Source organism: Enterobacter cloacae complex sp. FDA-CDC-AR_0132 (assembly GCF_003010695.1).
GTDB lineage: Bacteria > Pseudomonadota > Gammaproteobacteria > Enterobacterales > Enterobacteriaceae > Enterobacter > Enterobacter ludwigii.
Genome location: NZ_CP027618.1, coordinates 3,965,167 through 3,987,657, shown reverse-complemented (window position 1 = coordinate 3,987,657; position 22,491 = coordinate 3,965,167). Strand labels below are relative to the sequence as shown.

Sequence of the window (22,491 nt, the reverse complement as noted above, 5' to 3'; positions counted from 1 at the left end):
ACTATGGCAGACTGGCATACCCGAGCCATTATTTATCAGATTGATACTGCACTCTTTTATGATTTAAACGGCGATGGTTGCGGGGACATCGCCGGGATTGGCGCAAAGCTGCGCTACATTCGCCGCATGGGGGCGACGGTTATCTGGATCACCCCTTTCTACCTCACCCCGTTTCTGGATGAAGGCTACGACGTCAGCGACCATCTGCAGGTTGATCCTCGCTTCGGAAAGCTGGCCGACATTATCGCCTTTATTGAACAGGCCCGGGAGCTGGGTATGCAGGTCATTATTGAGCTGTTGATTCAGCACACCTCGGACGCCCATCCCTGGTTTCAGCAGGCGCGCCGCAACCCAACTTCACCTTTTCGTGACTACTATATCTGGTCGGATAATAACGAGGACGATACCTCCCCGATGTTTCCCGGCGTGGAAGAGAGCGTCTGGACATGGGATGACGAGGCCGGGCAATACTACCGACATATGTTCTATCACCACGAGCCCGACCTGAATCTGACCTGCCCCGCGCTGCTCAACGAGATCGAAAATATTATCCTCTTCTGGCTCAAGCTCGGGGTGTCGGGATTTCGCCTTGATGCCGCAACGCACCTGACCGCGCAGGCAGGCGGCGGTGACGAGAAAAAGGGGTTATGGATCCTGGAGCATATGCGCCGCCTTATTGAAGCACGTAATCCGGAAGCGATCCTGCTCGGTGAGGTGGACGTCGACGTGGAGGCGTATAAAGACTATTTCGGCGAAAATAACCGTCTGAATCTGGTGCTGAATTTCTGGCTCAATAAGTATTTCTACGTCAGCCTTGCCAGGAAAAGCGCCCGACCGCTGCGCAATGCCATAAAGAAGATGATTGTCCCGCCTGACTCGTGCTGCTTTGCCAACTGGCTGCGCAACCACGATGAGTTGGATCTGGAAGGGATCGGTAAAAAAGAGAAACAGATTGTGGTCGACACCTTCGCCCCTGACGAAGAGATGAACGTCTACCAGCGCGGGATACGACGCCGTCTGGCACCGATGTTAAAGGGCGATCAAAAACGGCTGGCGTTCTGCCACGCGGTGCTCTTCTCACTCCCAGGCGTGCCGGTCATGCGCTACGGCGATGAGATTGGCATGGGTGATGATCTGACGCTGGAAGAGCGCTATGCCGTGCGTACGCCAATGCAGTGGGCGGGGTCAGAGGGCGGTGGCTTTTCAGCAGCGGATCCTGAGCGGTTTATCGCCCCAATCATCGATCGCGGTCCCTGGCGTTATCAGAAAATCAACGTGGCCGATTCCCTGCTGCACCGCAATTCCCTGCTGCACCGGATCATCGACATGGCCAATACGCGCTCTGAATTTCCGGAGATTGCTGTCGCACCGTTTCGTCTCATCAATATTGATGATGACGCGGTACTGGGCATTTATTACGAGGCCGAAGCGCGCAGTATCCTGACCTTCGTTAACTTTAGCGACAAGCCGGTCCAGTTTACCGCCCGCGGGATCCGTCACGCCACCTGGACCGCCTGCCTGGCGGATAAACGCTATGACGACGCGCTGATCTGTGGCAAAACCGTCCAGCTTACCCTCAGCGGCTACGGCTATCGCTGGTTCTGGACTAACCGTAGCGCGCTGCGCTGATTACCTTTTACGCCGGGTCATGAGCCGCGTCAGCACAACGCCCGCCACCGCGAGGGAGCCTAACAGGACTTTCCCGGGCACACCTGACGTGATCGCCGTGGCGCGGTTTTTCGCTTCCGGGGTAAAACGCCCATGGATTTTGTGCAGGTCGTTGACCGGCTGGTCGAGATAATCCTGGCGATCCCGGTCATTCAGATCGTCAGTCATCTGACCTTCCCAGGCCTTCTTCACCATCAGCCGGTCCAGGAAACCCGGGAAGAGGAATTGTCCGACGATCGACTGAATGGTACTGCTGCCCACCCACAGTTCGCGCACCGGTTTTTGCGCGACCTTAAAAATCGCGCTCGCGGCAACTTCAGGCTCAAACACTGGCGGAACCGGACGCATAGCCCAGGCGAATTTGTTTCTTGCCCAGTCAAACTGCGGTGTATTCAGCCCCGGCATCTGCACCATTGAAAGCTGCACCCGGCTGTTCTCATGCATCAGTTCCGTGCGCACCGCATCGGTGAATCCCCGAATCGCCGCTTTGGCGCCGCAGTAGGCCGATTGCAACGGGATCGAGCGGTAGGCCAGCGCGGACCCGACCTGAATAATCACGCCGCGATCGCGTGGCACCATCAATTCCAGCGCGGCGCGGGTTCCGTTTACGAAGCCAAGATAGGTCACGTCAGTGACGCGGCGAAATTCATCCGGCGTCAGGGTACGAAACGGTGCCAGCACCGCACCCATCGCATTGTTAACCCACACATCAATCGCGCCGAGACGATATTCAATCTCGTTTGCCGCGTCCACCACCGCCTGGCTGTCGGCGACATCCGCCTGTACCGCACAGGCTTTGACGCCAAAACGCGTTAACTCCTCCTGGGTCGAGTGCAGGCTTGTCTCATCGCGGGCAATAATCCCCACATCGTAGCCTGCCTTTGCGAAGTGCAGCGCCGTTGCCTTTCCCACACCCGCCGTACCGCCGGTAATGACAATCACAGCCATAGAACCTCCGCGTTAATTTACTCGTTATCCCAGCCGGATAATCTGGTCACTAATTCAGACAATGAATACTGCACCGCCTTCTCTACCACATCCTGGCAGTCGCCGGAAAACAGGACGGTACGGGTTTCCGTGTGTCCGCGAAGGTTCCAGGCGAAGCAAACGGTCCCTGCCGCCGTGCCATCGTCGCCCCCTTCTGGCCCGGCATAACCGCTGATGGCAATACTGACATCCGCCTGGGCAATCTCCAGGATCCGGGCGGCCATTTCGGTTACCGTCTGTTCACTTACGGCCGTATACCGTTCAAGGGTCTCAGGACGCACGCCCAGAATGCGCTCTTTTGCGCCGTCACTGAACACGACCAGGCCGACATCATAAAATTCGGCCGTGTTCTCTTCAGCACAAAGGGCGACGGAGAGTTTTCCGCCGGTGCAGGATTCTGCCGTGGTTAAGCGAAGCCCTAGGTCTGTCAATTTGCTCGCCACTTTTTTGGTCAGTTCGGCGACGGTATAATTGTTATCATGGTGAAGGTTGCTCATTTCGTGGCCTCTTACTTCTCAAAAGGAATGATTGAAATATGGCCATTGCGCTCAAGAATGGCATATTTAATTTCACTCAGCTGCGTAACACCATTATTCTGGCGTGCCGATACCAGAATATCATCACAGGAAACGTCGACTTTTTTGAGTTTATCTGCTAACGGCACGCCGTTCTCAACCAATATCACCGGAGTGCCATCAAGAATATTTTCTACCGGTGAGAAATATTTTTTCATTATCCCAAAGATAATATCCACTACCACCAGCGTGGTAATGGTAATCATTGCGCCGGTGACCGAAAAATCTTCCCCGAGCAGCGCCTGTTGCGTCGCCTCACTGATAATTAACAGGAGAATCAGATCAAAGCTGGTCATCTGCAGCAAAGCGCGCCGTCCGGCAACTTTAAATACCACGACGAGGAACAGGTAAATAGCCAGCGCACGAAAGACCATATCCATATCAGCCTCCTACGGGTAAATAAATTGCCAGAAAGGGATTTCCGGCTCGTTGTTTATGCGAACGACATTGTCCCATTTACCTGCGCGTGCAGGGGTCGTGAAAAGTAAGACAGAGAAGTTGTCGGACATTTTCAGGTTGTTATACACAAAAAAGAGCGTATTCCCGCGACTGAACATGCTGTCCGGTTGCGGCCAAACGCTTCCTGGCTCGTAAACATCGTTGCTCTCGCTGGTCACACTCAGGGTGTATTTCCCTTCTGTTCTGACCGGGAATGAAAGGTGGATCTTCGACTCCGTCTGGCGTCGGCCAAAGCGCTCGTAGTTGATGGTCAGCGACTTTGCCGAGTTTGTTCTTTGCGTATCACTCACCACTCCACTTGAAAAGAAGCCCGCTATCGCCGCAACGATAATGGCCAGCAGGACAATAAAACCCACCTGACGAAATCCATATTCAAACGTCAGCAATCGGTAATTCTCATCTATCCCAGGTAACTTATCACTTTGACGCTTCATGGCGGCTATCACCGTTTCGCTTATTAACCGATATTTTTGATTTCAAAAGCGAATGTTTTTAAGACTTATCACATTTGCCACATAAAGGAATAGCAACAATACTTAATAAGTCAAGACACACAAAATGAAGGATATCAGATGAAATTATCGCTTATTTCCGCTTTTTTGATATTTCTGGTACCGGCCGCATGGGCAGATAATAACGGCGGGTTACAAAAAGGTGAAGCACCGCCACCGCCGCACGCACTGGATAGCGGTTATCGTGGAACCGATGATGCACGAATTATGACCATCGATCATGCAAAAGAAATGCATGATGGTGCGACTATTTCATTACGCGGGAACCTTATTGACGGTAGCGGCGATAAGTTTGTATTCCAGGATAAAACCGGAAAAATAGACGTTATTATTCCCCAGGCAGTATTCGACGGCAGAACAGTAAAACCCGATCAGATGATCAGTATCAACGGATCGCTTGATAAGAAATCATCGCCGCCTGTCGTGCGCGTCGATCATTTGCAGAAATAATTCAGCGAAGCGTTAACGCTGCAACTATCCATCAAATCTCACCCCTTGGCTTAAGGAGTCAGCTATGAGTGATACTACACAACGTCAGAACGCTTACCCGCAACCCCCTTTCCCGGAGCAACCGCAAACGCCGCCGGGACTGGCATCAGAAATGCAACCCGTACCCGACCACGGGGAAACGAGCTATAAAGGGCATGGCCGCCTTGCCGGCAAGAAAGCATTGATCACCGGAGGTGACTCCGGTATTGGTCGCGCAGTCGCGATCGCTTACGCCCGTGAAGGGGCTGACGTCGCAATTAACTATCTGCCTGAAGAAGAGAAAGACGCGGTTGACGTCATTGAGCTTATCAAAGCGGAAGGACGCATTGCCGTCGCGCTGCCGGGTGACATACGTGACGAGACGTTCTGCCAGAATCTGGTAGAAGAGGCGGTGGCCAAACTGGGGGGACTGGACATTCTGGTGAATAACGCTGGTCGTCAGCAATACCGTGAATCCCTTGAAGAGCTTACCACGGAAGATTTTGACGCGACCTTCAAAACCAATGTCTATGCGCCTTTCTGGATAACCAAAGCGGCGCTGCGCCATCTGAAACCGTCGGCCTCTATCATTAATACTTCCTCGGTCCAGGCGGTTAAGCCCAGCCCTGTGCTGCTGGATTATGCCCAGACAAAAGCCTGTCTGGCGGTATTCACCAAATCCTTAGCGAAACAGCTTGGGCCAAAAGGAATACGCGTCAACGCGGTTGCCCCGGGTCCTTACTGGACGGTGCTGCAGTCCAGCGGCGGCCAGCCGATGGAAAAAGTGAAAGAGTTTGGCGGTGATACCCCGCTGGGGCGTCCGGGTCAACCTGTTGAGATCGCACCGCTCTATGTCACGCTGGCCTCGGATGAATGTTCATTTACCTCCGGTCAGGTATGGTGCTCTGACGGCGGTGATGGCGTGATTTAACCCGGCTATACACTGACGTAACGCTCTCAATGTGCACGAAAAGAACAAGGACGTTCTTCCTCTCCCCCCTGCCAAAAAACATGTTGTAACTCAAACAGATCAAATGTTAAAAATATTTTGCTATCAAGTTATCAAAATTAAACAACTTAGCTTGTCACCCGCATCGCTCTGTTTTTAACATCGCCTATGGAAAAAAATGGTCTGTTCAGTCAGCGCATACGCTTGCGCCATTTGCATACATTTGTGGCCGTCGCTCAACAGGGAACGCTGGGGCGAGCGGCTGAAACTCTCAACCTAAGCCAGCCTGCGCTCTCCAAAACGCTGAACGAGCTGGAACAACTCACCGGAACCCGTCTCTTCGACCGCGGTCGGCTGGGGGCACAACTCACCCTCGTGGGTGAACAATTCCTGACGCACGCCGTCAAGGTTCTCGATGCGCTGAATACTGCCGGACAGTCGCTCAACCGCAAAGAGGAGCACGCCACGGAGATTGTGCGCGTGGGTGCCCTGCCAACGGCGGCGCTCGGCATTCTGCCTCCGGTCATTGGACAGTTCCACAAACATCAGCGGCATACCACTATTCAGGTTGCCACCATGAATAACACCATGCTGCTCGCCGGGCTAAAATCCGGCGAACTGGATCTCGGTATCGGGCGCATGTCCGACCCCGAGCTTATGGGCGGGCTTAACTACGAACTGTTGTTCCTGGAATCCCTGAAGCTGGTCGTGCGACCCGGTCACCCCCTTCTGCAGGATACGGTGACGTTAAGCCGCGTGATGGAGTGGCCGGTGGTAGTATCCCCAAAAGGCACCGTTCCGCGTCAGAACGCCGAGACACTGCTGCAGATGCAGGGCTGCTCACTGCCTTCAGGTTGCATCGAAACGCTGTCAGCCTCGCTTTCGCGCCAGCTTACGGTGGATTATGATTACGTCTGGTTCGTTCCCTCCGGCGCGGTGAAAGATGATCTCCGCCAGGGCACGCTTACCGCACTGCCGGTGACGTCGCCAGGTGCGGGCGAACCTATCGGTATATTAACCCGCGTGGATACCCCGCTCTCCCCGGGTGCGCAGACGCTGCTCAGCGCCATCCGCAAATCCATGCCTGCCTGAGACGCCTTTACAACCTCAACCACTAACCCGTCCTGTCGACGGGTTTTTTGTTTCTGTGGTCAAAAAATGCGAAATCATCCATTAACAATTGCGTAAAACAATTTAACAGTTTTATCATAGCCGCGAATTCACCAAATGGTTCGCATACTATTTGTTAAACAGGAATTCAACCGCACATAATGCGGATAAACCGTATAAAACCTCATCCCCCTCCGCGATTATTACCCAATTGGTACATATTCGGCACCGTTCCGCAACGCGGGGGATTTAAAGGAGACAGAAATGGCATTTGGCAGCGCGCCACGTGGGATACCCCGTATCCTGCAGTGGCTCCTTGTCGGACTGATGACGCTCATCGGTCTGGCTGTTGGCGGCTTAGGTTTAAAGCTTGTTACCGTAGGCGGAAGTGGGTACTTCCTGATCATGGGCGTGGCGATGGTGATTGCCGCCGTCCTGATTTTCATCAACCGCGCCAGCGGGATCGTCCTCTATGGCATCGCGTTTATCGCCTCGCTGTTCTGGGCCGTCAGCGATGCCGGATGGGATTTCTGGCCGCTCTTCTCGCGCCTCTTTACGTTTGCCGTGCTGGCCTTCCTCTGTGCCATCGTCTGGCCGTTTATGCGCGCCGCAAACCACAACGCCCCGAACAAAGCACCGGCGTTTGGCGTCGCGGCCGTTCTGGCGGTCGTGATGCTGGTGAGCCTCGGCTGGATGTTCAAGCCGCAAACGCTGGTGGTGGCGAATGAGCCGGTACCGGTAAAACCGGTCGCACCGGGTCAGGAGCAGAAAAACTGGGCGCACTGGGGCAATACCACCCACGGTGACCGCTTCGCCGCCCTCGATCAAATTAACAAACAAAACGTGAAAGATCTGAAGGTGGCCTGGGTTGCCCACACGGGGGATATTCCTCAGAGCAACGGCTCCGGTGCGGAAGATCAGAACACCCCATTGCAAATTGGCGACACGCTGTATGTCTGTACGCCGTACAGTAAAGTCCTGGCGCTGGACGTCGACTCCGGTAAAGAGAAATGGCGTTACGACGCGAAAGCCTCGGCACCGAACTGGCAGCGTTGCCGCGGTCTGGGTTATTTTGAAGACCACAGCAGCGTGACAACGTCACAGGCAGATGCACAGCCTGCGGCCTGCCCTCGTCGTCTGTTCCTGCCGACCACCGATGCGCGACTGATTGCTATCAATGCGGATAACGGCAAGGTCTGTGAAGACTTTGGCGATCGTGGCACCGTTGACCTGAGCATCGGGATGGGGGAAATCAAGCCGGGTTACTATCAGCAGACCTCCACACCGCTGGTCGCGGGGAATGTGGTGGTGGTCGGCGGTCGTATCGCGGATAACTTCTCCACCGGCGAACCGCCGGGCGTCGTGCGTGCATATGACGTTCATACCGGTAAGCTGGCATGGGCATGGGATCCGGGTAATCCGCAACTGACCGGCCTCCCACCGGAAGGACAGACCTATACACGCGGCACGCCGAACGTCTGGTCTGCCATGTCTTACGATGCAAAACTGAACCTGATCTATCTGCCAACCGGCAACGCCACGCCAGATTTTTGGGCGGGTGAGCGTACGGCGCTGGATGACAAGTACAGCTCCTCCATCGTGGCGGTGGACGCCGCCACCGGTCAGGTGCGCTGGCATTTCCAGACCACCCACCACGACCTGTGGGACTTTGATCTCCCTTCCCAGCCGCTGCTGTACGATTTACCCGACGGTAAAGGTGGCACCACGCCGGTGCTGGTGCAGACCAGCAAGCAGGGCATGATCTTTATGCTCAACCGCGAAACCGGCAAGCCCGTGGCGAAAGTGGAAGAGCGCCCGGTACCGGCCGGTAACGTTGAAGGTGAACGTTACTCCCCGACCCAACCGTACTCTGTTGGCATGCCGATGATTGGCAACCAGACGCTGACCGAATCGGATATGTGGGGGGCGACGCCAGTAGACCTGCTGCTGTGCCGCATTCAGTTTAAAGAGATGCGTCACCAGGGCGTCTTCACCCCACCGGGTCTCGACCGTTCCCTGCAGTTCCCGGGCTCCCTTGGCGGGATGAACTGGGGCAGCGTCTCAATCGACCCGAACAACAGCCTGATGTTCGTGAACGATATGCGCCTGGGCCTGGCTAACTACATGGTACCGCGTGCCAACGTGGCGAAAAACGCCAGCGGCATTGAGATGGGTATTGTGCCTATGGACGGTACGCCGTTCGGGGCTATGCGTGAACGCTTCCTGTCGCCGTTGGGCATTCCGTGTCAGAAGCCACCGTTTGGCACCATGTCAGCCGTTGACCTGAAATCAGGCAAGCTGGTGTGGCAGGTTCCGGTCGGTACGGTGGAAGATACTGGCCCGCTTGGCATTCGTATGCATATGCCGATCCCAATCGGTATGCCGACCCTGGGCGCGTCACTCGCTACCCAGTCCGGTTTGCTGTTCTTTGCCGGCACCCAGGATTTCTACCTGCGCGCGTTTGATACCGCCACCGGGAAAGAGATCTGGAAAGACCGTCTGCCGGTCGGTAGCCAGTCCGGACCGATGACCTATGTTTCACCGAAAACCGGTAAACAGTACATCATCATTAACGCGGGTGGTGCCCGTCAGTCGCCGGATCGCGGTGATTACGTGATTGCCTACGCGCTGCCGGATAAGCAGTAACGCCATAAAAAAGGGACCTGACGGTCCCTTTTTTTTCACCCGTTTACCCCGGATGACTCAGAACGTTTCCCAGTTATCACCCGACACCGCAGGCGCAGGACGTAAAGGTGCGTTTTTCGCCGCCGGCGCAGACGAGACCGGTCGGCCAGGCTTTGCGCCACTCAGACGAAATGCCCCGACTGCCTCGGTCAGACGCGCGCCCTGTTCTTCCAGGGAGGCCGCCGCCGCAGAGGCTTCCTCCACCAGCGAGGCGTTCTGCTGCGTCACTTTGTCCATCTCCGAAATCGCCTGGCTGACCTGCTCGATGCCGCGGCTCTGTTCGTCGGAGGCGGCGGCAATTTCCAGCATAATATCGGTGACGCGTTTCACCGCATCGACGATGTCGTTCATGGTGTTGCCCGCGGCGACCACTTCACCGGAACCCTGATCGATCAGGGAAACCGACTCGTTGATCAGGCTTTCAATCTCTTTCGCGGCATTTGCACTTCGGCTCGCCAGGGTACGCACTTCGCTCGCCACCACCGCAAAGCCGCGTCCTTGTTCACCCGCACGCGCTGCTTCTACTGCCGCATTGAGCGCCAGGATATTGGTCTGGAACGCAATGCTGTTAATTACCGCAGTAATCTCAGAGATCTTCTTCGAACTGGTGGAGATATTGCTCATCGTTTTCACCACGCCGGAGACCATCTGGCCGCCACGGCTGGCTTTACCGGAGGCATCTTCCGCCAGCTTGCTGGCATGGTGCGCGTTATCGGCATTTTGTTTCACCGTCGCGGTCAGCTGTTCCATACTTGCGGCAGTCTGCTCAATGGCGGCCGCCTGCTGTTCGGTACGGGATGAGAGATCGGTGTTGCCAGCCGAGATTTCACTGGTTCCGCGATAGATCTCTTCCGCCCCCTGGCGTACGGTGCCAACCGTGGTCTCCAGCGAGTGCTGCATGGTTTGCAGGTCGCGCGTCAGTCGGCCAATTTCGCTGCGCCCGGCGACATCATCCGGCATCGTCAGGTCGCCTTTCGCAATGTTCTCGATTCGCGTGGCAGCACGCTGAAGCGGATTGATGACCGTGCGGCGCAGCACGATAAAGGTCAGCGCGGTCAACACCAGCGCCAGGGCAAACGCCCCGACCATAAACATCAGGCCCAACTGCGTGCGGCTGTGCGCCTGCGCCGTCAGGGCATTGGCCCGGTCGGTACGGATCTTAATCGCCTTCAGCAGGACGGCGTTATAGGCGTCATCCAGCGGGCGGGCGGATTCGTTTTCATGGTTAATGATCGCTTCAAACATGCCGTTTTTGGCAAATTTAACCATCGGCTGAAGGCCCGCGATATAGGCGTCAAAGCGTGTTTTCAGTTCGGCATCCAGCGCTTCATCCTCCGCCGTACGAACGGGGCGGTTCATGTACGCGTTAAAGCCATCCTGAGACTGCTTAATACGTTTTTCCGCCTCGCTGATGTTCTGCTTCATTGCATCCATCTCGGCGATACGGCTGGCCGCGCCAGCGTGGATCATATTGATACGCGCGGTGCGAAGATGGTTAGAACTGTTCGACAGCCCCATACGCACCTGAATTTCTGATGTGACATCCTGCTGATCGGCGTCTGCCTGCAGCAGGAAATAGCCCGCCAGACCTGAGCTCAAGGCGAACAGCAAAATAATGCCACCGAGAATGGAGGAAAACAGCGGAACCAGCCTGATATGATGCAAAAAGCTCAGCGTGCGCTGCGCCTGCATCGTTGTTGTGTTGTCCATGACCGTCGACTCTCTTGTAGGTAAGATGCGTAAAAACACGCCTGTAAAATAGTCATCGGCACGGCTGGAGATTAGCTTACGGCTAAAAGCGCAAGGCAGGTCACACTTTAGAGAAGATTATGCAGGAAACGCCAGCGGCAAAAAAACCGCTGGCAGAAGAGTTACTTGTCGCCGAAGTGAATCACGGTACGGATGGACTTACCTTCGTGCATCAAATCGAACGCGTCGTTGATTTGCTCCAGCGGCAGGCGATGGGTAATGAACGGGTCGAGCTGAATTTTCCCGACCATTGCATCTTCCACCATGCCCGGAAGCTGGGTGCGCCCTTTCACGCCGCCAAACGCTGAACCACGCCACACACGGCCGGTCACCAGCTGGAATGGACGGGTTTTGATCTCCTGGCCCGCACCGGCAACGCCAATGATGATGCTCTCACCCCAGCCTTTGTGGCAGCATTCAAGCGCGGAACGCATCACGTTAACGTTACCGATACATTCGAAGCTGAAGTCAACGCCGCCATCGGTCATCTCAACGATCACATCCTGAACCGGCTTATCGTAGTCTTTCGGGTTCACGAAATCAGTGGCACCCATTTCGCCTGCCAGTGTGAATTTCTCCGGGTTAGTATCGACAGCGATAATACGACCCGCCTTCGCCTGCACCGCCCCCTGGATAACCGCCAGACCGATACCGCCCAGACCGAACACCGCAACGGTGTCGCCCTCTTTCACTTTTGCGGTGTTATGCACCGCGCCAATCCCGGTGGTTACGCCGCAGCCCAGCAGGCAAACTTTATCCAGCGGCGCCTGTGGGTTCACTTTCGCCAGCGAAATTTCCGCGCACACGGTGTATTCGCTGAAGGTACTGGTGCCCATGTAGTGATAGATCGGCTCACCGTTATAGGAGAAGCGAGTGGTACCGTCTGGCATCAGACCTTTACCCTGAGTAGCGCGAACCGCCTGGCAGAGGTTAGTTTTGCCGGATTTACAGAACTTACACTCACCACATTCTGCCGTGTACAGCGGAATCACATGGTCACCCGGTTTCAGGCTGGTCACGCCCTCGCCGACTTCCACCACAATCCCGCCGCCTTCGTGGCCGAGTACCGCCGGGAACACGCCTTCAGGATCGTCACCCGAAAGGGTAAACGCATCGGTATGACACACGCCGGTATGGGTAATTTTGATCAGGACTTCGCCTTTCTTCGGCGGAGCCACGTCGATTTCAACGATTTTGAGCGGCTGGCCGGGGCCAAATGCGACAGCAGCGCGAGATTTCATAATGTCTCTTCCCTTATTGTGAGGTCTGTGGGTTTATTTTAGATAAGAGCGCAGCAAATGGCCGACTTCTGCCATGCGAACGGCCCGCTGGTCCGGCGTTGTTTCCCCGGTCACCAGCTCATCTTTGAGGTGAATTTCAACCATTTCGCCCATCAGCCCATTCGCAGCACCGCGCACGGCGGCAATTTGCTGCAGGATGGCCAGACAGGGGTCGCCCGATTCCAGTGCACGCTCAAGAGCATCAACCTGCCCTCGAATGCGGCGGACGCGCGTCAGAATACGTTTTTTATCTGCGGGTGAATGCGGCATACGCCCTCCTGATACTATAGGGGGGTATTGTATCTTTGAAAGCAGCTTTATGTAAACATTAGGTTTGACGTGGTTATCGTGTAGTTAGCTGAGGGGGTCATCAGCCAGAATTGCTGCTCAGGGTTAGTTCATCTCCTGCGATTTGCTCATAACCACGACCAAAGGATGCAGAACGAATCGTGTGGCTAAACTTCCCTTCCCTTTCTGCCCGTATCTGGGTTCACCAGGTTAATATATCTGTCACCACGTTTCCTCCGGACGTAAAAAAACCCGCCTAAGCGGGTCATTTTTTAGCTAAAAATCACGGGTATTTTTAACTTGATTCAGTTGCATTCCACACGTCTGGTGATTATCAACGCCAGGCGCAGGGACGTTTTCACCATGCCTTCTGCGTTTTGGCTGCGGCCATCACATCCCGCGCATTCATCACAATAAAAAAAGGCCACCGAATGGCAGCCCTGGTCGTTAGGTATTTATCAATATCGTTTCATGGTGCCGACTGGCGTCCTTTCTGACCAATCAGGCCTCTCGCCAGCCATGATCGCACGCTGTTGGGATGGCGTCACAGACTGGGTTATCTCTGGCATAGCCTTGTATTCAGGTTTTTGAGGTGGGCTGAGAACCAGATCGGAACTACAACCTGTCAGCAAAAAAATCGCAAGAAGAGAGGAATTAAACTTGTGCACTCTATACCCTTCCAATGGGATAAAAAATTAAAGAAAGAATCGTGGTGTCGGGTGCATCCCAGTAACTCTCCCCTGGTAAGCAAAGACGCGTGCATACCTGCGGACAGCAGTAGTCCGGAACGCCCTCTCTTCAGAGAGGATTCACCACAGAAATAAATTATGTCGAATTTATTCCTTCGGTCAATGCATGATTGCTGCGAGTCGTCGCAGGATCAGGGGAATACGAGGTGACTTGATGGGAGCCTTAGAATACCCCTCAAGGCAGTGTATCTATAATCACTCGGTGTGTTGAAGAGACTACGCTTTGCACACTAGAACACTTTTTGCGTAACGCACTAATTTTTCTTATTATCGAGGAATATCTTCATCGGAGTATGGGTATGAGTGAAGGATTACAGGTAGTTATGTCACCGGTTCAGATGGCTGCAGTGTTGTCTGATAAAACAGTAACTGAAGCAGAGACACTGCAGAATCGGTTGTTGGGCGGACTCGGTGTGGCAATGAGTACTGTTGAACTGGCCGGCGCGACAATTTTGTGCGCAGCACCAGACCCAACTACGCTGACTAAAGCAGCCTGCATTGTTGTTGGTGCGCATGGGCTCGATAGCCTCAATGCAGCTATTGACCAGACTATTTCTGGTCGAGATACCCGAACAGCAGCATACCAGTTAGCTGTTGATACAGCTCGCCGTCTTGGTGCTGATGAAAAGACCGCAATTAATATAGGTCTGACCGTCGATATTGCCGTTCCCGTAGCTTTTGGCCTTGCTCTCGGAGCTGTCCGTGTCGCATCAGTGCGCGTCGGAAGAATTAGGCTTATTGAGCATGAATCTGCATCTGGATATAAACCCGGTGGGCATACACTCTCTCGCCATGTAGGTTTAAGTGAAGCAGATCTCAGAACACGTATGGCTAACAGACCCACGCTATCTGGAAGCAGCACTTTTTATAACAGACGCATAGCTGAAGATGCCATTTCCCAGGCACTGAAATTCAATTCCTCTTATATAAATAACTGGGCCAAAACTGCGAGAACTGGCTCAAAATTGAACCTCGATTTTTTTGCAGGCAAAGAAGTTGGCTTCGGCATAGAGTCTGCGACTGGCCCCATAATCAAGTCATATAAAATGCGTGTCGTTCTTGAGTGCCAGTTGTATAACAACAAGCCGTACTACGTACTGACTGCATTCCCGGTACTGAGATAAATCATGATTAATAAATTTTTAGATCATCTAATGGGTGCTTACTTTAACCAGGATTACGACCTGTTCGGCGAGACGATCGAAGAGGTGATGGAAGAGTATTTGAAATCCGAAGGACCTGAATATGCAAAGGGACTAATTGAGGATTGCCATAATTTCATCAACAAAAATGATGATGTGGAACTGGAATTTCTTAACTTGTATAGGTTCGATTTTGACCCATCTTTATGGGGTATTACCGCAAAGCAGTTTCTCACAATGATATCGACGCAGGCTTCCCATTATCTTGATGTTAAAAAGTAGGGGCCTTTTCAGGCCCTTTCAGAGTTAATTATCCATCTCAAGTTAAATCCAGCATCGCCAAACACCCTGCGATAAAACCTTCTACCATCTAATACTCAGTTCGAACCATTCCTTCAGGCAACCAGAGCCTGCGTGCTTATGCGCGTTTGGGTATGTCTCTGACATAGGGGTCAAAAAGAAGATGCTATCCGCCGACGTACACCTCACCAGTCATGGCACACTTAGACATGTTGGGCACTGACCGCTCTTTCATCACAAGCCAGGTCGGGGTATACCAGGTATCTATACGGCATAAAAATGTTTGATGAGGAACATGCAGAGTTGCTGAACCAAAGGTTGGGGTTTGCCCTGAACGTTCACTTTCTTCGATTACGGGACTACAATTCAATAAATTTCATTCACATAGAGTTGATACGATGAGTACAACCCCCTTTATCCGCCCTCAACTTACCCTGCCAGACGGTGCCGACAAACTGCTGCTGCACTCCTGCTGCGCACCCTGCTCGGGAGAAGTGATGGAAGCCATCCAGGCCTCGGGAATTGATTACACCATATTTTTCTATAACCCCAATATTCATCCACAAAAGGAATACCTCATCCGTAAGGAGGAGAATATTCGCTTTGCGGAAAAACACGGCGTGCCGTTTGTCGATGCCGATTACGACACCGATAACTGGTTTGAACGCGCTAAGGGCATGGAATGGGAACCCGAGCGCGGCATCCGCTGCACCATGTGCTTCGATATGCGTTTCGAACGCACAGCGTTGTATGCGGCAGAAAATGGTTTTCGCGTCATCAGTAGTTCATTAGGGATCTCCCGCTGGAAGAATATGCAGCAGATAAATGACTGCGGCCAGCGTGCGGCAGCGCGCTATCCGGGGATGGTCTACTGGGACTACAACTGGCGCAAACAGGGCGGTTCCTCGCGCATGATTGAGATAAGCAAGCGGGAACAGTTTTACCAGCAGGAATATTGCGGGTGCGTGTATTCGCTCAGGGACAGTAACCTGCACCGCAAGTCTCAGGGCCGCCCGCTTATCCGGATTGGGAAACTGTATTACGGTCAGGATGAGAATGAGAAATAAAGGGTTTATGGCATAGAGATATATCCGAAAACAGGAGGATTTTGTGCCAATTTCCGCCCTGCGTCCCTTAAAACGCAAAAGAGAGGCTATCCTTATACTATCAACACAAGGAGGCAAAAATGACTGATTTCAATACTGATAAAAATACACAGTTTGCAGAAGACAAAGCGAAAAATAAACTCGATGAACTGGCAGGCTCAGCCCAGCAGCAGTTTGGCGATTTCGTTGACTCCCCTAAGCATCAGGTTAAAGGTGCTGCCAAGAAATATGCCGCACAGGCCAGCGACGCCGTTTCCGATGTCACTGAAGCGGTGAGAAACAATCCCCTGACGGGTTTAATTGCTGCGGGGGCGGTAGGTATTGTTCTCGGCCTGTTACTGGGTCGAAAATAAATAAAGGCCCTTCGGGGCTTTATTTTTGCGCTTTAGCTAAACAATCTGACCATGCGATCTAATTCGTCTTCTTTCACCGCCCGCGACAGATAATAGCCCTGAAAGCTTTTAACCCCAAGGGCGACTAATTTCTCAAACTTCTCTTCGCTATCCACCCCTTCAGCAATACAATCCGTACCGGTCATATCGCTGTATATCTGTATCGCTTTAATAAGATTATAATCATTATCATTCGCCACAAAATGCTCGACGATATCCCGGTCAAGCTTTAATCCATCAAAATGCACCTGCCTTACCGGGAACATGGTTTGATGGTTGGAAAAGCAGTCATCGAGAAACAGCCGGCACCCGGTATTGCGTAAACGCCGCATGGTTTCTGGGATCGTTCTATCCTTGGTCACATCAATATCTTCCGCAAATTCAAAGACCAGTTTGTCGGCCCACTGCGGATTGAGCAGCATCGCCACAGCCTTTTTGGCCATGTCGGGAAGTGCATTACCCGAGGCAAGTCGCGGGGGGATATTGACGGAAAAATAATATTTACCGTTATATTTATTAATACCTGACACCGCAGCATGAATCACTAGCGCAGTAATTTTTAGCCATATTTCCTGGCTTGAAATATCAGTAAGAAAATTAACTGGCTTGATAATTTTACCATTATTATTCCAGCGAATGAGTATCTCAAACCCCACCCCCTTCTTATAACGATCGGTTATGATCTGATACGCAGGGAATATCTCTCTTTTTAGCAATGCATTATAAATCGCCGTCTCTTTGGCAGAGAGACTTTCTTTTTGCGTTAACCGTTCCGTGCTTCCTTCCATTCTTAAGGCATGCGGATCTTTCAGCCAGCGTCGGATCTGGTGCAATTTTTTCACCCCTTCCTTACGATGAGTATAAACCGTTTTATTAGACAGCCCCATTTTTTCACACTGCTCTTTCACTGACATTCCGCGATAAAAATTTAATAAAACGCTTACCTCTCTTTCGGTTAAACCTTTTACGTTTTCCTGATAAGACAACCCCCAGTATTGGTCACGCAATGAACGTGAGTTATCCTTAAATACGTCATTATGCATACGAAAACAGGTCATAACATCAGACACGCTGGCTATACGAATCAATGAAAGCTGGAAAGTATTATTTAAAAGATTCCCCAGAGTTCGATACAGCCAGCCATCCGGCATTTCCCCGTACAGGGTTACCTTTCGAATAACAGGAAGTTTATTTAGCACGCAAGCGAGTCGCTTCAGGCTCTCCAGCAGAGAGACCACACCTTTTCCGAGAAACACCGAGATTTGAGCGTTTTGACTGCTAAGGATATTTTCCAGATCCTGCCGGGAAGGTTCATCCCCCTCAAAACGAACGTGCGAAGCGTCTATACCGTACTGTTTGAGTAACAGACTGTACCCCTGAAATGTGAAATGGCAGGTTGAGATGACAAATTTTTGCTCATAAAAAGCAGCATTTCTGAAAGAAATATTTTGGGTCATAACCTGCTCCTGGGCACAAGAACACATATCCCATTTGTGAATGTAACAAAATATAAAAAAACCCTGTTGTTGATAATAATTTTACAGTACACCATCAGGTTAAGAAACCGTTATCAACGTGACTAACGAGAACATCTTTGTGTTAATCACCGCCTGTATCCATATGCAGTATAAATATAAAATTCGCATCAAATAATAACGGTAAATATGTCAATCTCAAGGTATAATGAAAAATCCGAAAGAAGACTGGATACTTCATCTATCGGCTCATTCATATAAGAGACAAACGCTATGGATAATCATATCTCATCCAGGGCCTTGCTACATCGAAGGGATGTCATTAAAAACAATCCGCGATTCAGTGAGGCAATAACAGAGCACTACACCATTAATGACGCCATCTACAAAAAACAACCTTTGTTCTACAAAACGATGCTTCAGGAATCACGGTTCAACATTATTCTTTCCATGTGTTGTTTTATCTTTGGAAATCAGGCTGAGTCAGTATCAGAAATTAAAGAATTATGTTCCCGTTATAAAATAGCCAGCCCCAACAGTGTGATTGCGATCATCACCTTGCTCAGAACCACCGGGCGCATCAAGACCTGGCGCTGCAGTGAAGACAGACGCAAAACGAGAATCGCACCGACTGAAAAGGGACTTAATGAACTTAAACGCTACATGTCCGGCGCATTTTTGCCGGTAAGTATTCTTTTCCCAAAGTTTAATATCAACGTTAATCTGCTGGATAACGACATCCTGCGAAATAACTTTTTCCGTCGCGCAGCGGAATACCTTTTCAGGGGATTAACGTTCAGGAAGGTTTTGCCTGAAGTGGGATTGTTTATTGATAAAGACGGAGGGCGAATGATAATGTTATATCTTTACCTGCAGGCTATAAAAAATAAAACCGTACATGGCGCAGTCATACCTTATTCAGCCAACTTACTGGCTAAAGAATTTTTTGTTTCACGGATCCACGTCAACCGTATTATCAAATCGGCGCAAGAGGCGGGTTATCTTAAAGATCAGGGTGATGGCCAGATGTCGATTTACCCGGCGTTTATAGAACTGGTCGAAAACTATGCCGGATTATACTTCGCCTATGTGACTCACTATATCAACGTCGTTCCTAAAGAACGACGCCACGTTGTTAACGTAACGTCGACGGTATAATGTTTCTGGCGTTCGGTTTCCCGAACGCCCTTTGCTTACCGTTCCCGCAGTGCCTCTTTCGCCTTATTAAGCGGTTTCAACAGATAATCCAGAATCGTTTTATTGCCTGTTTTAATATCAACGGTCGCAATCATCCCCGGAAACACCGGGAAGGCTTTGCCTTGTTTATTGGTCAGATGGTTACTGTCAGTGCGAATATAGACCCGATAGTAATACACATCCCTTTTCACCTCATCCTGAAGCGTATCCGGCGAAATCATGGTCACCTCGCCCTCCAGCCCACCGTAAATGGAGTAGTCATAGGCGGTCACTTTCACCAGCGCTTTTTGTCCCGGATGAATAAAGGCGACATCGCGCGGCGAGATTTTCGCTTCAATCACCATCTGGTCATCAAGCGGAACCAGGCTCATCAGCTTGCCGTTTGGCGGAATCACCCCTCCCACGGTTGTCACGTCGATATCCTTAACGATCCCGCGCACCGGCGCATTGAAGGTCAGTCTGGTCAACGAATCTTCACGCCCTTTCATCACCGAACGTTGCGCTTCAATCTCCGCGTTCGCTTTCGCCAGCTCTTCACGGGCGCGAACGTAATACTGGTTTTTCATCTCGGTGATTTTGTTCTCAAGCTCATTTTTTTGACGCTCAAGACGTAACACCTCCACCTTACTGGCTGCCCCCTGCGTCACCAGCGGACGGGTCAGCGACAGCTCACGCTGCACCAGTTCGGCCCCCTGCCGTAACCCCGCCAGCCCTTTCTCAAGACTTTCGCGACGAGACTGATACAGCGCCGTTTCCTGTTTGACCAGCTCAACGTCATCATCCAGCTCTGCCGGAAAAGCCAGTGCCGTGTCGTTCACTTCGGCCTTTAGACGCGAGGCAGTTGCCAGCGCGGCATTCAGGCGCGATTCACTTTCCAGCACGCTTGATTCGGTTTTCGTCCGGTCAAGCTGTGCAAGCTGCTGACCACGCTCAACGATGTCGCCTTCACGCACCAGCAAACTGTGAATAATGCCCCCTTCGAGGGACTGGATCACCTGCTCGTGCGAAGAGGGGATCACCTTGCCGCTACCGGTGGTGACCTCATCAAGGCTGAACAGGCTTGCCCAGGTGATAAATACCGCCAGCAGGGCGAACAGCGACCAGGCGACCCAGGTTGACCGCGGCAAGCGTGGCTCCTTCAGGCGGCTGTTGACGCGAGAGAAATCAGTCATGCTACGCCCTCCTCTGCTACTGGTGTCGGTTTCATGGTCACGGTACGCTGTGAGGCTTTTTGCGGCGCCATACCGTGCTGGCGAAGAATTGCGTCGCGCGGGCCATCCATGATCACCTTGCCGTTTTCCAGCACGATGATACGGTCAACCAGTTCCAGAATAGGCAGACGATGGGTCGCGACCACCAGCGTCCGGCGCTTGCCCAACCACGGTTTAAGGTGCTGGATAAACTGCTTCTCACTCATCTCGTCAAGCCAGGCGGTAGGTTCATCCAGCAACAAAATGTTCGGAGAGGTGATCAGGGCGCGAGCCAGTAATAACGCCTGACGCTGCCCGCCGGACAGGCCCGCACCGCCTTCGTTGATAATGTAGTTGAGCCCCATTTTCTGTTTGCGGACAAACTCCAGCGCACCACTGTTCACCAGCGCCTGATGGATCTCATCGTCGGTGGCCAGCGGGTTGCCCATCAGAATGTTGTCCCGCACGGAGCCAAAGAACAGCCGCGCCTGCTGGCTCAGCAGCTGCATGTCGCGGCGCACGTCAGCCGGGTCCAGATGGTTCAACGCGATATTATCCAGCAGAATGCTGCCCTGCTGAGGCTCCTGCATCCCTGCCAGCAGCTGCAGCAGCGTGCTTTTGCCGGAGCCGTTGCGTCCGAGCACCGCCACACGCTCACCGGCGCGAATCTGCAGTTTGCTGATGTTCAGAACGGTGAGTTTTTCTTCATCGTCGTACCAGAACCCCACCTCTTCCAGCGCATAATCCCCCCGCAGATGGGCTTTATGCACCTTCTTGCCCTGCTGAGGATCGTCAATCGGGCGCTGCATCAGATCGTCGAGTCCTTTACGCGCCACTTTCGCCGACTGCCAGCGGGAGAGCACGCCTGAAATTTGCGACAGCGGCGCGATGGTCCGCGACGCGAGAATAGAGGTCCCCACCAGCGCACCGGTGGTCATGTCCCCGCTGATAACCAGGTAGCACCCCACCAGCAGCACCACGGCATACACAATCGACTGCACCTCCTGCGTCCAGGTCAGCAACAGCCCGGTCAGCCAGCGCTGCTTCATGCCGACGTTAGCGGCAACATCATTGGTGTTATTCCACTGATTCTGGAAGCGCTGTTCAGCGCGCATCAGCTTGATGTCTTCAATGCCCTGAACCGCTTCCACCAGCGTGGCGTTACGAATGGCAGACTCGCGCATCCCTTCGCTGGACAGTTTGCCCAGCGGGCGCTGGACCAGCAGGCCCGGGATAAGCAGCAGCGGCACGGCAAGCAGGACAACCAGTACCAGCGGTCCGCCAATCATCCACAAAATGAACACAAACAGCAGGAAGAATGGCAGATCGGAGATGGCCGCAATGGTGGTGGACGTGATCAGTTCACGAACCGACTCCAGCTCGCGGATCTGGGCAATAAACGACCCGGTTGACTTAGAGCGGGCTCCGTTTTTAATCCGCAGCGCGTGTGCAAAAACGCGTTCAGAAATACGCAGGTCGGCGCGTTTACCCACCACATCCGAAATGTGCACGCGCAGCATGCGCATGATGAATTCGAAAACAATGGCGATCATCACGCCGCCAAACAGTACCCACAGCGTGGCTTCCGATTGCGAGGGCACCACCCTGTCATACACCTGCATGGAAAAGACCATGCCGGAAAGGGCCAGGACGTTAGCGACCAGCGCCACCAGCATAATATCGCTGTAGCGTCGCCAGTCCTTCAGGGCCAGCTGCCAGAACCAGTTTTTCTCATACGGTTTGATGTAATCATCCACTCGGGCATCCGGCGTGGACTCGAGCGGGCGCAGCACCAGCAGTCCTGTTAACCGTGAGCACAGCGCCTCACGCGTCAGCGTCGTCTCCAGGCCGCCGTCACCGCTGAACTGCAGGCTCACGTTGCCCTCGCTGTCCATGCGGTTAATGACCGCGATTTGCCCGCCGGTAAATTCCGCAAGCAGAGGTAAACGCCACGGGTCGAGGGAGACCGCGTCGGCCGCCACCATACGCATCCCTAACCCAAGCTGGCGTGCCATCTCTTCCAGCACCAACTGGCGTGGAGACTGGCTTTCATGGTTAATCGTGACCCGAACATGCTCTGCCGAGAAGTCCAGCCGATAGTGCTTCGCGATGATGAGCATGCCCTGCAACCAGGGTTCGTACTGTGGATGTGTCTTCATAATGTTGTGAAATCTTTTATCGCTCTTCGTTATAGCTACGCAAAAGGCCGC

Annotated in this window: 20 protein-coding genes; 10 read left to right on the top strand and 10 right to left on the bottom strand. The window is 52.9% G+C overall.

The genetic code is table 11. The annotated features are described in order from the left end of the window. Positions 1 to 3 precede the first annotated feature (3 nt). Positions 4 to 1,629, top strand: coding sequence for an alpha-amylase family protein (locus AM379_RS19295; RefSeq protein WP_020884193.1), 1,626 nt, complete (start codon positions 4 to 6; stop codon positions 1,627 to 1,629). Here AM379_RS19295 and AM379_RS19290 read toward each other — a convergent pair whose 3' ends face one another. Genes AM379_RS19290 through AM379_RS19275 form a run of 4 tightly spaced genes read right to left on the bottom strand, consistent with a single transcriptional unit; the run spans position 1,630 to position 4,123 of the window. Continuing rightward, positions 1,630 to 2,616 carry an SDR family oxidoreductase gene (locus tag AM379_RS19290; RefSeq protein ID WP_025204235.1) on the bottom strand — a complete coding sequence of 329 codons (987 nt, stop codon included), beginning with the start codon at positions 2,614 to 2,616 and terminating at the stop codon, positions 1,630 to 1,632. A gap of 17 nt (positions 2,617 to 2,633) precedes the next feature. Continuing rightward, positions 2,634 to 3,152 (bottom strand): 2-oxo-tetronate isomerase, encoded by a 519-nt coding sequence (locus tag AM379_RS19285; protein WP_014169998.1) that lies wholly within the window; start codon positions 3,150 to 3,152, stop codon positions 2,634 to 2,636. Between the two features lie 11 nt (positions 3,153 to 3,163). Further along, a complete protein-coding gene (locus tag AM379_RS19280; protein WP_020884195.1) occupies positions 3,164 to 3,610 on the bottom strand; it encodes a DUF421 domain-containing protein in 447 nt (148 codons plus the stop codon). Positions 3,611 to 3,619: 9 nt separating this feature from the next. Beyond that, complete coding sequence (locus tag AM379_RS19275) at positions 3,620 to 4,123, bottom strand: hypothetical protein (RefSeq protein WP_032678124.1); 504 nt, start codon at positions 4,121 to 4,123, stop codon at positions 3,620 to 3,622. Positions 4,124 to 4,261: 138 nt separating this feature from the next. Here AM379_RS19275 and AM379_RS19270 point away from each other — a divergent pair, with 138 nt between their 5' ends. From AM379_RS19270 to AM379_RS19255, 4 genes are all read left to right on the top strand, one after another. Next, positions 4,262 to 4,651: a YdeI family stress tolerance OB fold protein gene (locus AM379_RS19270; protein WP_020884197.1), complete on the top strand. Its 390-nt coding sequence runs from the start codon at positions 4,262 to 4,264 to the stop codon at positions 4,649 to 4,651. A gap of 64 nt (positions 4,652 to 4,715) precedes the next feature. After that, positions 4,716 to 5,600 (top strand): SDR family oxidoreductase, encoded by an 885-nt coding sequence (locus tag AM379_RS19265; RefSeq protein ID WP_014169994.1) that lies wholly within the window; start codon positions 4,716 to 4,718, stop codon positions 5,598 to 5,600. Between the two features lie 186 nt (positions 5,601 to 5,786). Continuing rightward, positions 5,787 to 6,710, top strand: coding sequence for a LysR substrate-binding domain-containing protein (locus AM379_RS19260; protein ID WP_014169993.1), 924 nt, complete (start codon positions 5,787 to 5,789; stop codon positions 6,708 to 6,710). Between the two features lie 282 nt (positions 6,711 to 6,992). After that, entirely contained in the window at positions 6,993 to 9,374 is a 2,382-nt protein-coding gene (locus tag AM379_RS19255) for a glucose/quinate/shikimate family membrane-bound PQQ-dependent dehydrogenase (RefSeq protein ID WP_106504095.1), read from the top strand. Between the two features lie 57 nt (positions 9,375 to 9,431). On the opposite strand, the gene AM379_RS19250 is transcribed toward AM379_RS19255, so the two are convergent. From AM379_RS19250 to AM379_RS19240, 3 genes are all read right to left on the bottom strand, one after another. Beyond that, positions 9,432 to 11,123 (bottom strand): methyl-accepting chemotaxis protein, encoded by a 1,692-nt coding sequence (locus tag AM379_RS19250; protein WP_106504094.1) that lies wholly within the window; start codon positions 11,121 to 11,123, stop codon positions 9,432 to 9,434. A 161-nt stretch (positions 11,124 to 11,284) separates the two neighbouring features. Then, on the bottom strand, positions 11,285 to 12,403 hold the full coding sequence (locus AM379_RS19245; protein ID WP_014169990.1) for an S-(hydroxymethyl)glutathione dehydrogenase/class III alcohol dehydrogenase: 1,119 nt from the start codon (positions 12,401 to 12,403) through the stop codon (positions 11,285 to 11,287). Positions 12,404 to 12,436: 33 nt separating this feature from the next. After that, positions 12,437 to 12,712 (bottom strand): metal/formaldehyde-sensitive transcriptional repressor, encoded by a 276-nt coding sequence (locus AM379_RS19240; RefSeq protein ID WP_014169989.1) that lies wholly within the window; start codon positions 12,710 to 12,712, stop codon positions 12,437 to 12,439. A 1,066-nt stretch (positions 12,713 to 13,778) separates the two neighbouring features. Between AM379_RS19240 and AM379_RS19235 the strand changes: the two genes are divergently transcribed. The 4 genes from AM379_RS19235 (at position 13,779) to AM379_RS19220 (ending at position 16,380) form a co-directional block, all read left to right on the top strand. Next, positions 13,779 to 14,603 (top strand): RNase A-like domain-containing protein, encoded by an 825-nt coding sequence (locus tag AM379_RS19235; RefSeq protein WP_032679680.1) that lies wholly within the window; start codon positions 13,779 to 13,781, stop codon positions 14,601 to 14,603. 3 nt (positions 14,604 to 14,606) lie between these two features. Beyond that, positions 14,607 to 14,903, top strand: a complete 297-nt coding sequence (locus AM379_RS19230; RefSeq protein ID WP_050595736.1) for a contact-dependent growth inhibition system immunity protein — start codon at positions 14,607 to 14,609, stop codon at positions 14,901 to 14,903. A 416-nt stretch (positions 14,904 to 15,319) separates the two neighbouring features. Next, on the top strand, positions 15,320 to 15,988 hold the full coding sequence (locus AM379_RS19225; RefSeq protein ID WP_020884202.1) for an epoxyqueuosine reductase QueH: 669 nt from the start codon (positions 15,320 to 15,322) through the stop codon (positions 15,986 to 15,988). A 119-nt stretch (positions 15,989 to 16,107) separates the two neighbouring features. After that, positions 16,108 to 16,380: a DUF883 family protein gene (locus AM379_RS19220; protein WP_014169987.1), complete on the top strand. Its 273-nt coding sequence runs from the start codon at positions 16,108 to 16,110 to the stop codon at positions 16,378 to 16,380. A gap of 32 nt (positions 16,381 to 16,412) precedes the next feature. Here the strand turns inward: AM379_RS19220 and AM379_RS19215 are convergent, their stop codons facing one another. Next, positions 16,413 to 17,876 (bottom strand): EAL domain-containing protein, encoded by a 1,464-nt coding sequence (locus AM379_RS19215; protein WP_032678121.1) that lies wholly within the window; start codon positions 17,874 to 17,876, stop codon positions 16,413 to 16,415. Positions 17,877 to 18,167: 291 nt separating this feature from the next. On the opposite strand from AM379_RS19215, the gene AM379_RS19210 reads away from it, so the two are divergent. Then, positions 18,168 to 19,052 carry a MarR family transcriptional regulator gene (locus tag AM379_RS19210; protein ID WP_032678120.1) on the top strand — a complete coding sequence of 295 codons (885 nt, stop codon included), beginning with the start codon at positions 18,168 to 18,170 and terminating at the stop codon, positions 19,050 to 19,052. Between the two features lie 35 nt (positions 19,053 to 19,087). Here AM379_RS19210 and AM379_RS19205 read toward each other — a convergent pair whose 3' ends face one another. Next, positions 19,088 to 20,263 (bottom strand): HlyD family type I secretion periplasmic adaptor subunit, encoded by a 1,176-nt coding sequence (locus AM379_RS19205; protein WP_032678119.1) that lies wholly within the window; start codon positions 20,261 to 20,263, stop codon positions 19,088 to 19,090. Then, positions 20,260 to 22,440, bottom strand: coding sequence for a type I secretion system permease/ATPase (locus AM379_RS19200; protein ID WP_047955582.1), 2,181 nt, complete (start codon positions 22,438 to 22,440; stop codon positions 20,260 to 20,262). The genes AM379_RS19205 and AM379_RS19200 overlap by 4 nt, the downstream gene beginning before the upstream one ends. Positions 22,441 to 22,491: the final 51 nt, after the last annotated feature.

Excerpts from the sequence above, each read along its gene's own strand:
- AM379_RS19295 (WP_020884193.1), top strand. The coding sequence starts at position 4 with ATGGCAGACTGGCATACCCGAGCCATTATTTATCAGATTGATACTGCA.
- AM379_RS19290 (WP_025204235.1), bottom strand. The coding sequence starts at position 2,616 with ATGGCTGTGATTGTCATTACCGGCGGTACGGCGGGTGTGGGAAAGGCA.
- AM379_RS19285 (WP_014169998.1), bottom strand. The coding sequence starts at position 3,152 with ATGAGCAACCTTCACCATGATAACAATTATACCGTCGCCGAACTGACC.
- AM379_RS19280 (WP_020884195.1), bottom strand. The coding sequence starts at position 3,610 with ATGGATATGGTCTTTCGTGCGCTGGCTATTTACCTGTTCCTCGTCGTG.
- AM379_RS19275 (WP_032678124.1), bottom strand. The coding sequence starts at position 4,123 with ATGAAGCGTCAAAGTGATAAGTTACCTGGGATAGATGAGAATTACCGA.
- AM379_RS19270 (WP_020884197.1), top strand. The coding sequence starts at position 4,262 with ATGAAATTATCGCTTATTTCCGCTTTTTTGATATTTCTGGTACCGGCC.
- AM379_RS19265 (WP_014169994.1), top strand. The coding sequence starts at position 4,716 with ATGAGTGATACTACACAACGTCAGAACGCTTACCCGCAACCCCCTTTC.
- AM379_RS19260 (WP_014169993.1), top strand. The coding sequence starts at position 5,787 with ATGGAAAAAAATGGTCTGTTCAGTCAGCGCATACGCTTGCGCCATTTG.
- AM379_RS19255 (WP_106504095.1), top strand. The coding sequence starts at position 6,993 with ATGGCATTTGGCAGCGCGCCACGTGGGATACCCCGTATCCTGCAGTGG.
- AM379_RS19250 (WP_106504094.1), bottom strand. The coding sequence starts at position 11,123 with ATGGACAACACAACAACGATGCAGGCGCAGCGCACGCTGAGCTTTTTG.
- AM379_RS19245 (WP_014169990.1), bottom strand. The coding sequence starts at position 12,403 with ATGAAATCTCGCGCTGCTGTCGCATTTGGCCCCGGCCAGCCGCTCAAA.
- AM379_RS19240 (WP_014169989.1), bottom strand. The coding sequence starts at position 12,712 with ATGCCGCATTCACCCGCAGATAAAAAACGTATTCTGACGCGCGTCCGC.
- AM379_RS19235 (WP_032679680.1), top strand. The coding sequence starts at position 13,779 with ATGAGTGAAGGATTACAGGTAGTTATGTCACCGGTTCAGATGGCTGCA.
- AM379_RS19230 (WP_050595736.1), top strand. The coding sequence starts at position 14,607 with ATGATTAATAAATTTTTAGATCATCTAATGGGTGCTTACTTTAACCAG.
- AM379_RS19225 (WP_020884202.1), top strand. The coding sequence starts at position 15,320 with ATGAGTACAACCCCCTTTATCCGCCCTCAACTTACCCTGCCAGACGGT.
- AM379_RS19220 (WP_014169987.1), top strand. The coding sequence starts at position 16,108 with ATGACTGATTTCAATACTGATAAAAATACACAGTTTGCAGAAGACAAA.
- AM379_RS19215 (WP_032678121.1), bottom strand. The coding sequence starts at position 17,876 with ATGACCCAAAATATTTCTTTCAGAAATGCTGCTTTTTATGAGCAAAAA.
- AM379_RS19210 (WP_032678120.1), top strand. The coding sequence starts at position 18,168 with ATGGATAATCATATCTCATCCAGGGCCTTGCTACATCGAAGGGATGTC.
- AM379_RS19205 (WP_032678119.1), bottom strand. The coding sequence starts at position 20,263 with ATGACTGATTTCTCTCGCGTCAACAGCCGCCTGAAGGAGCCACGCTTG.
- AM379_RS19200 (WP_047955582.1), bottom strand. The coding sequence starts at position 22,440 with ATGAAGACACATCCACAGTACGAACCCTGGTTGCAGGGCATGCTCATC.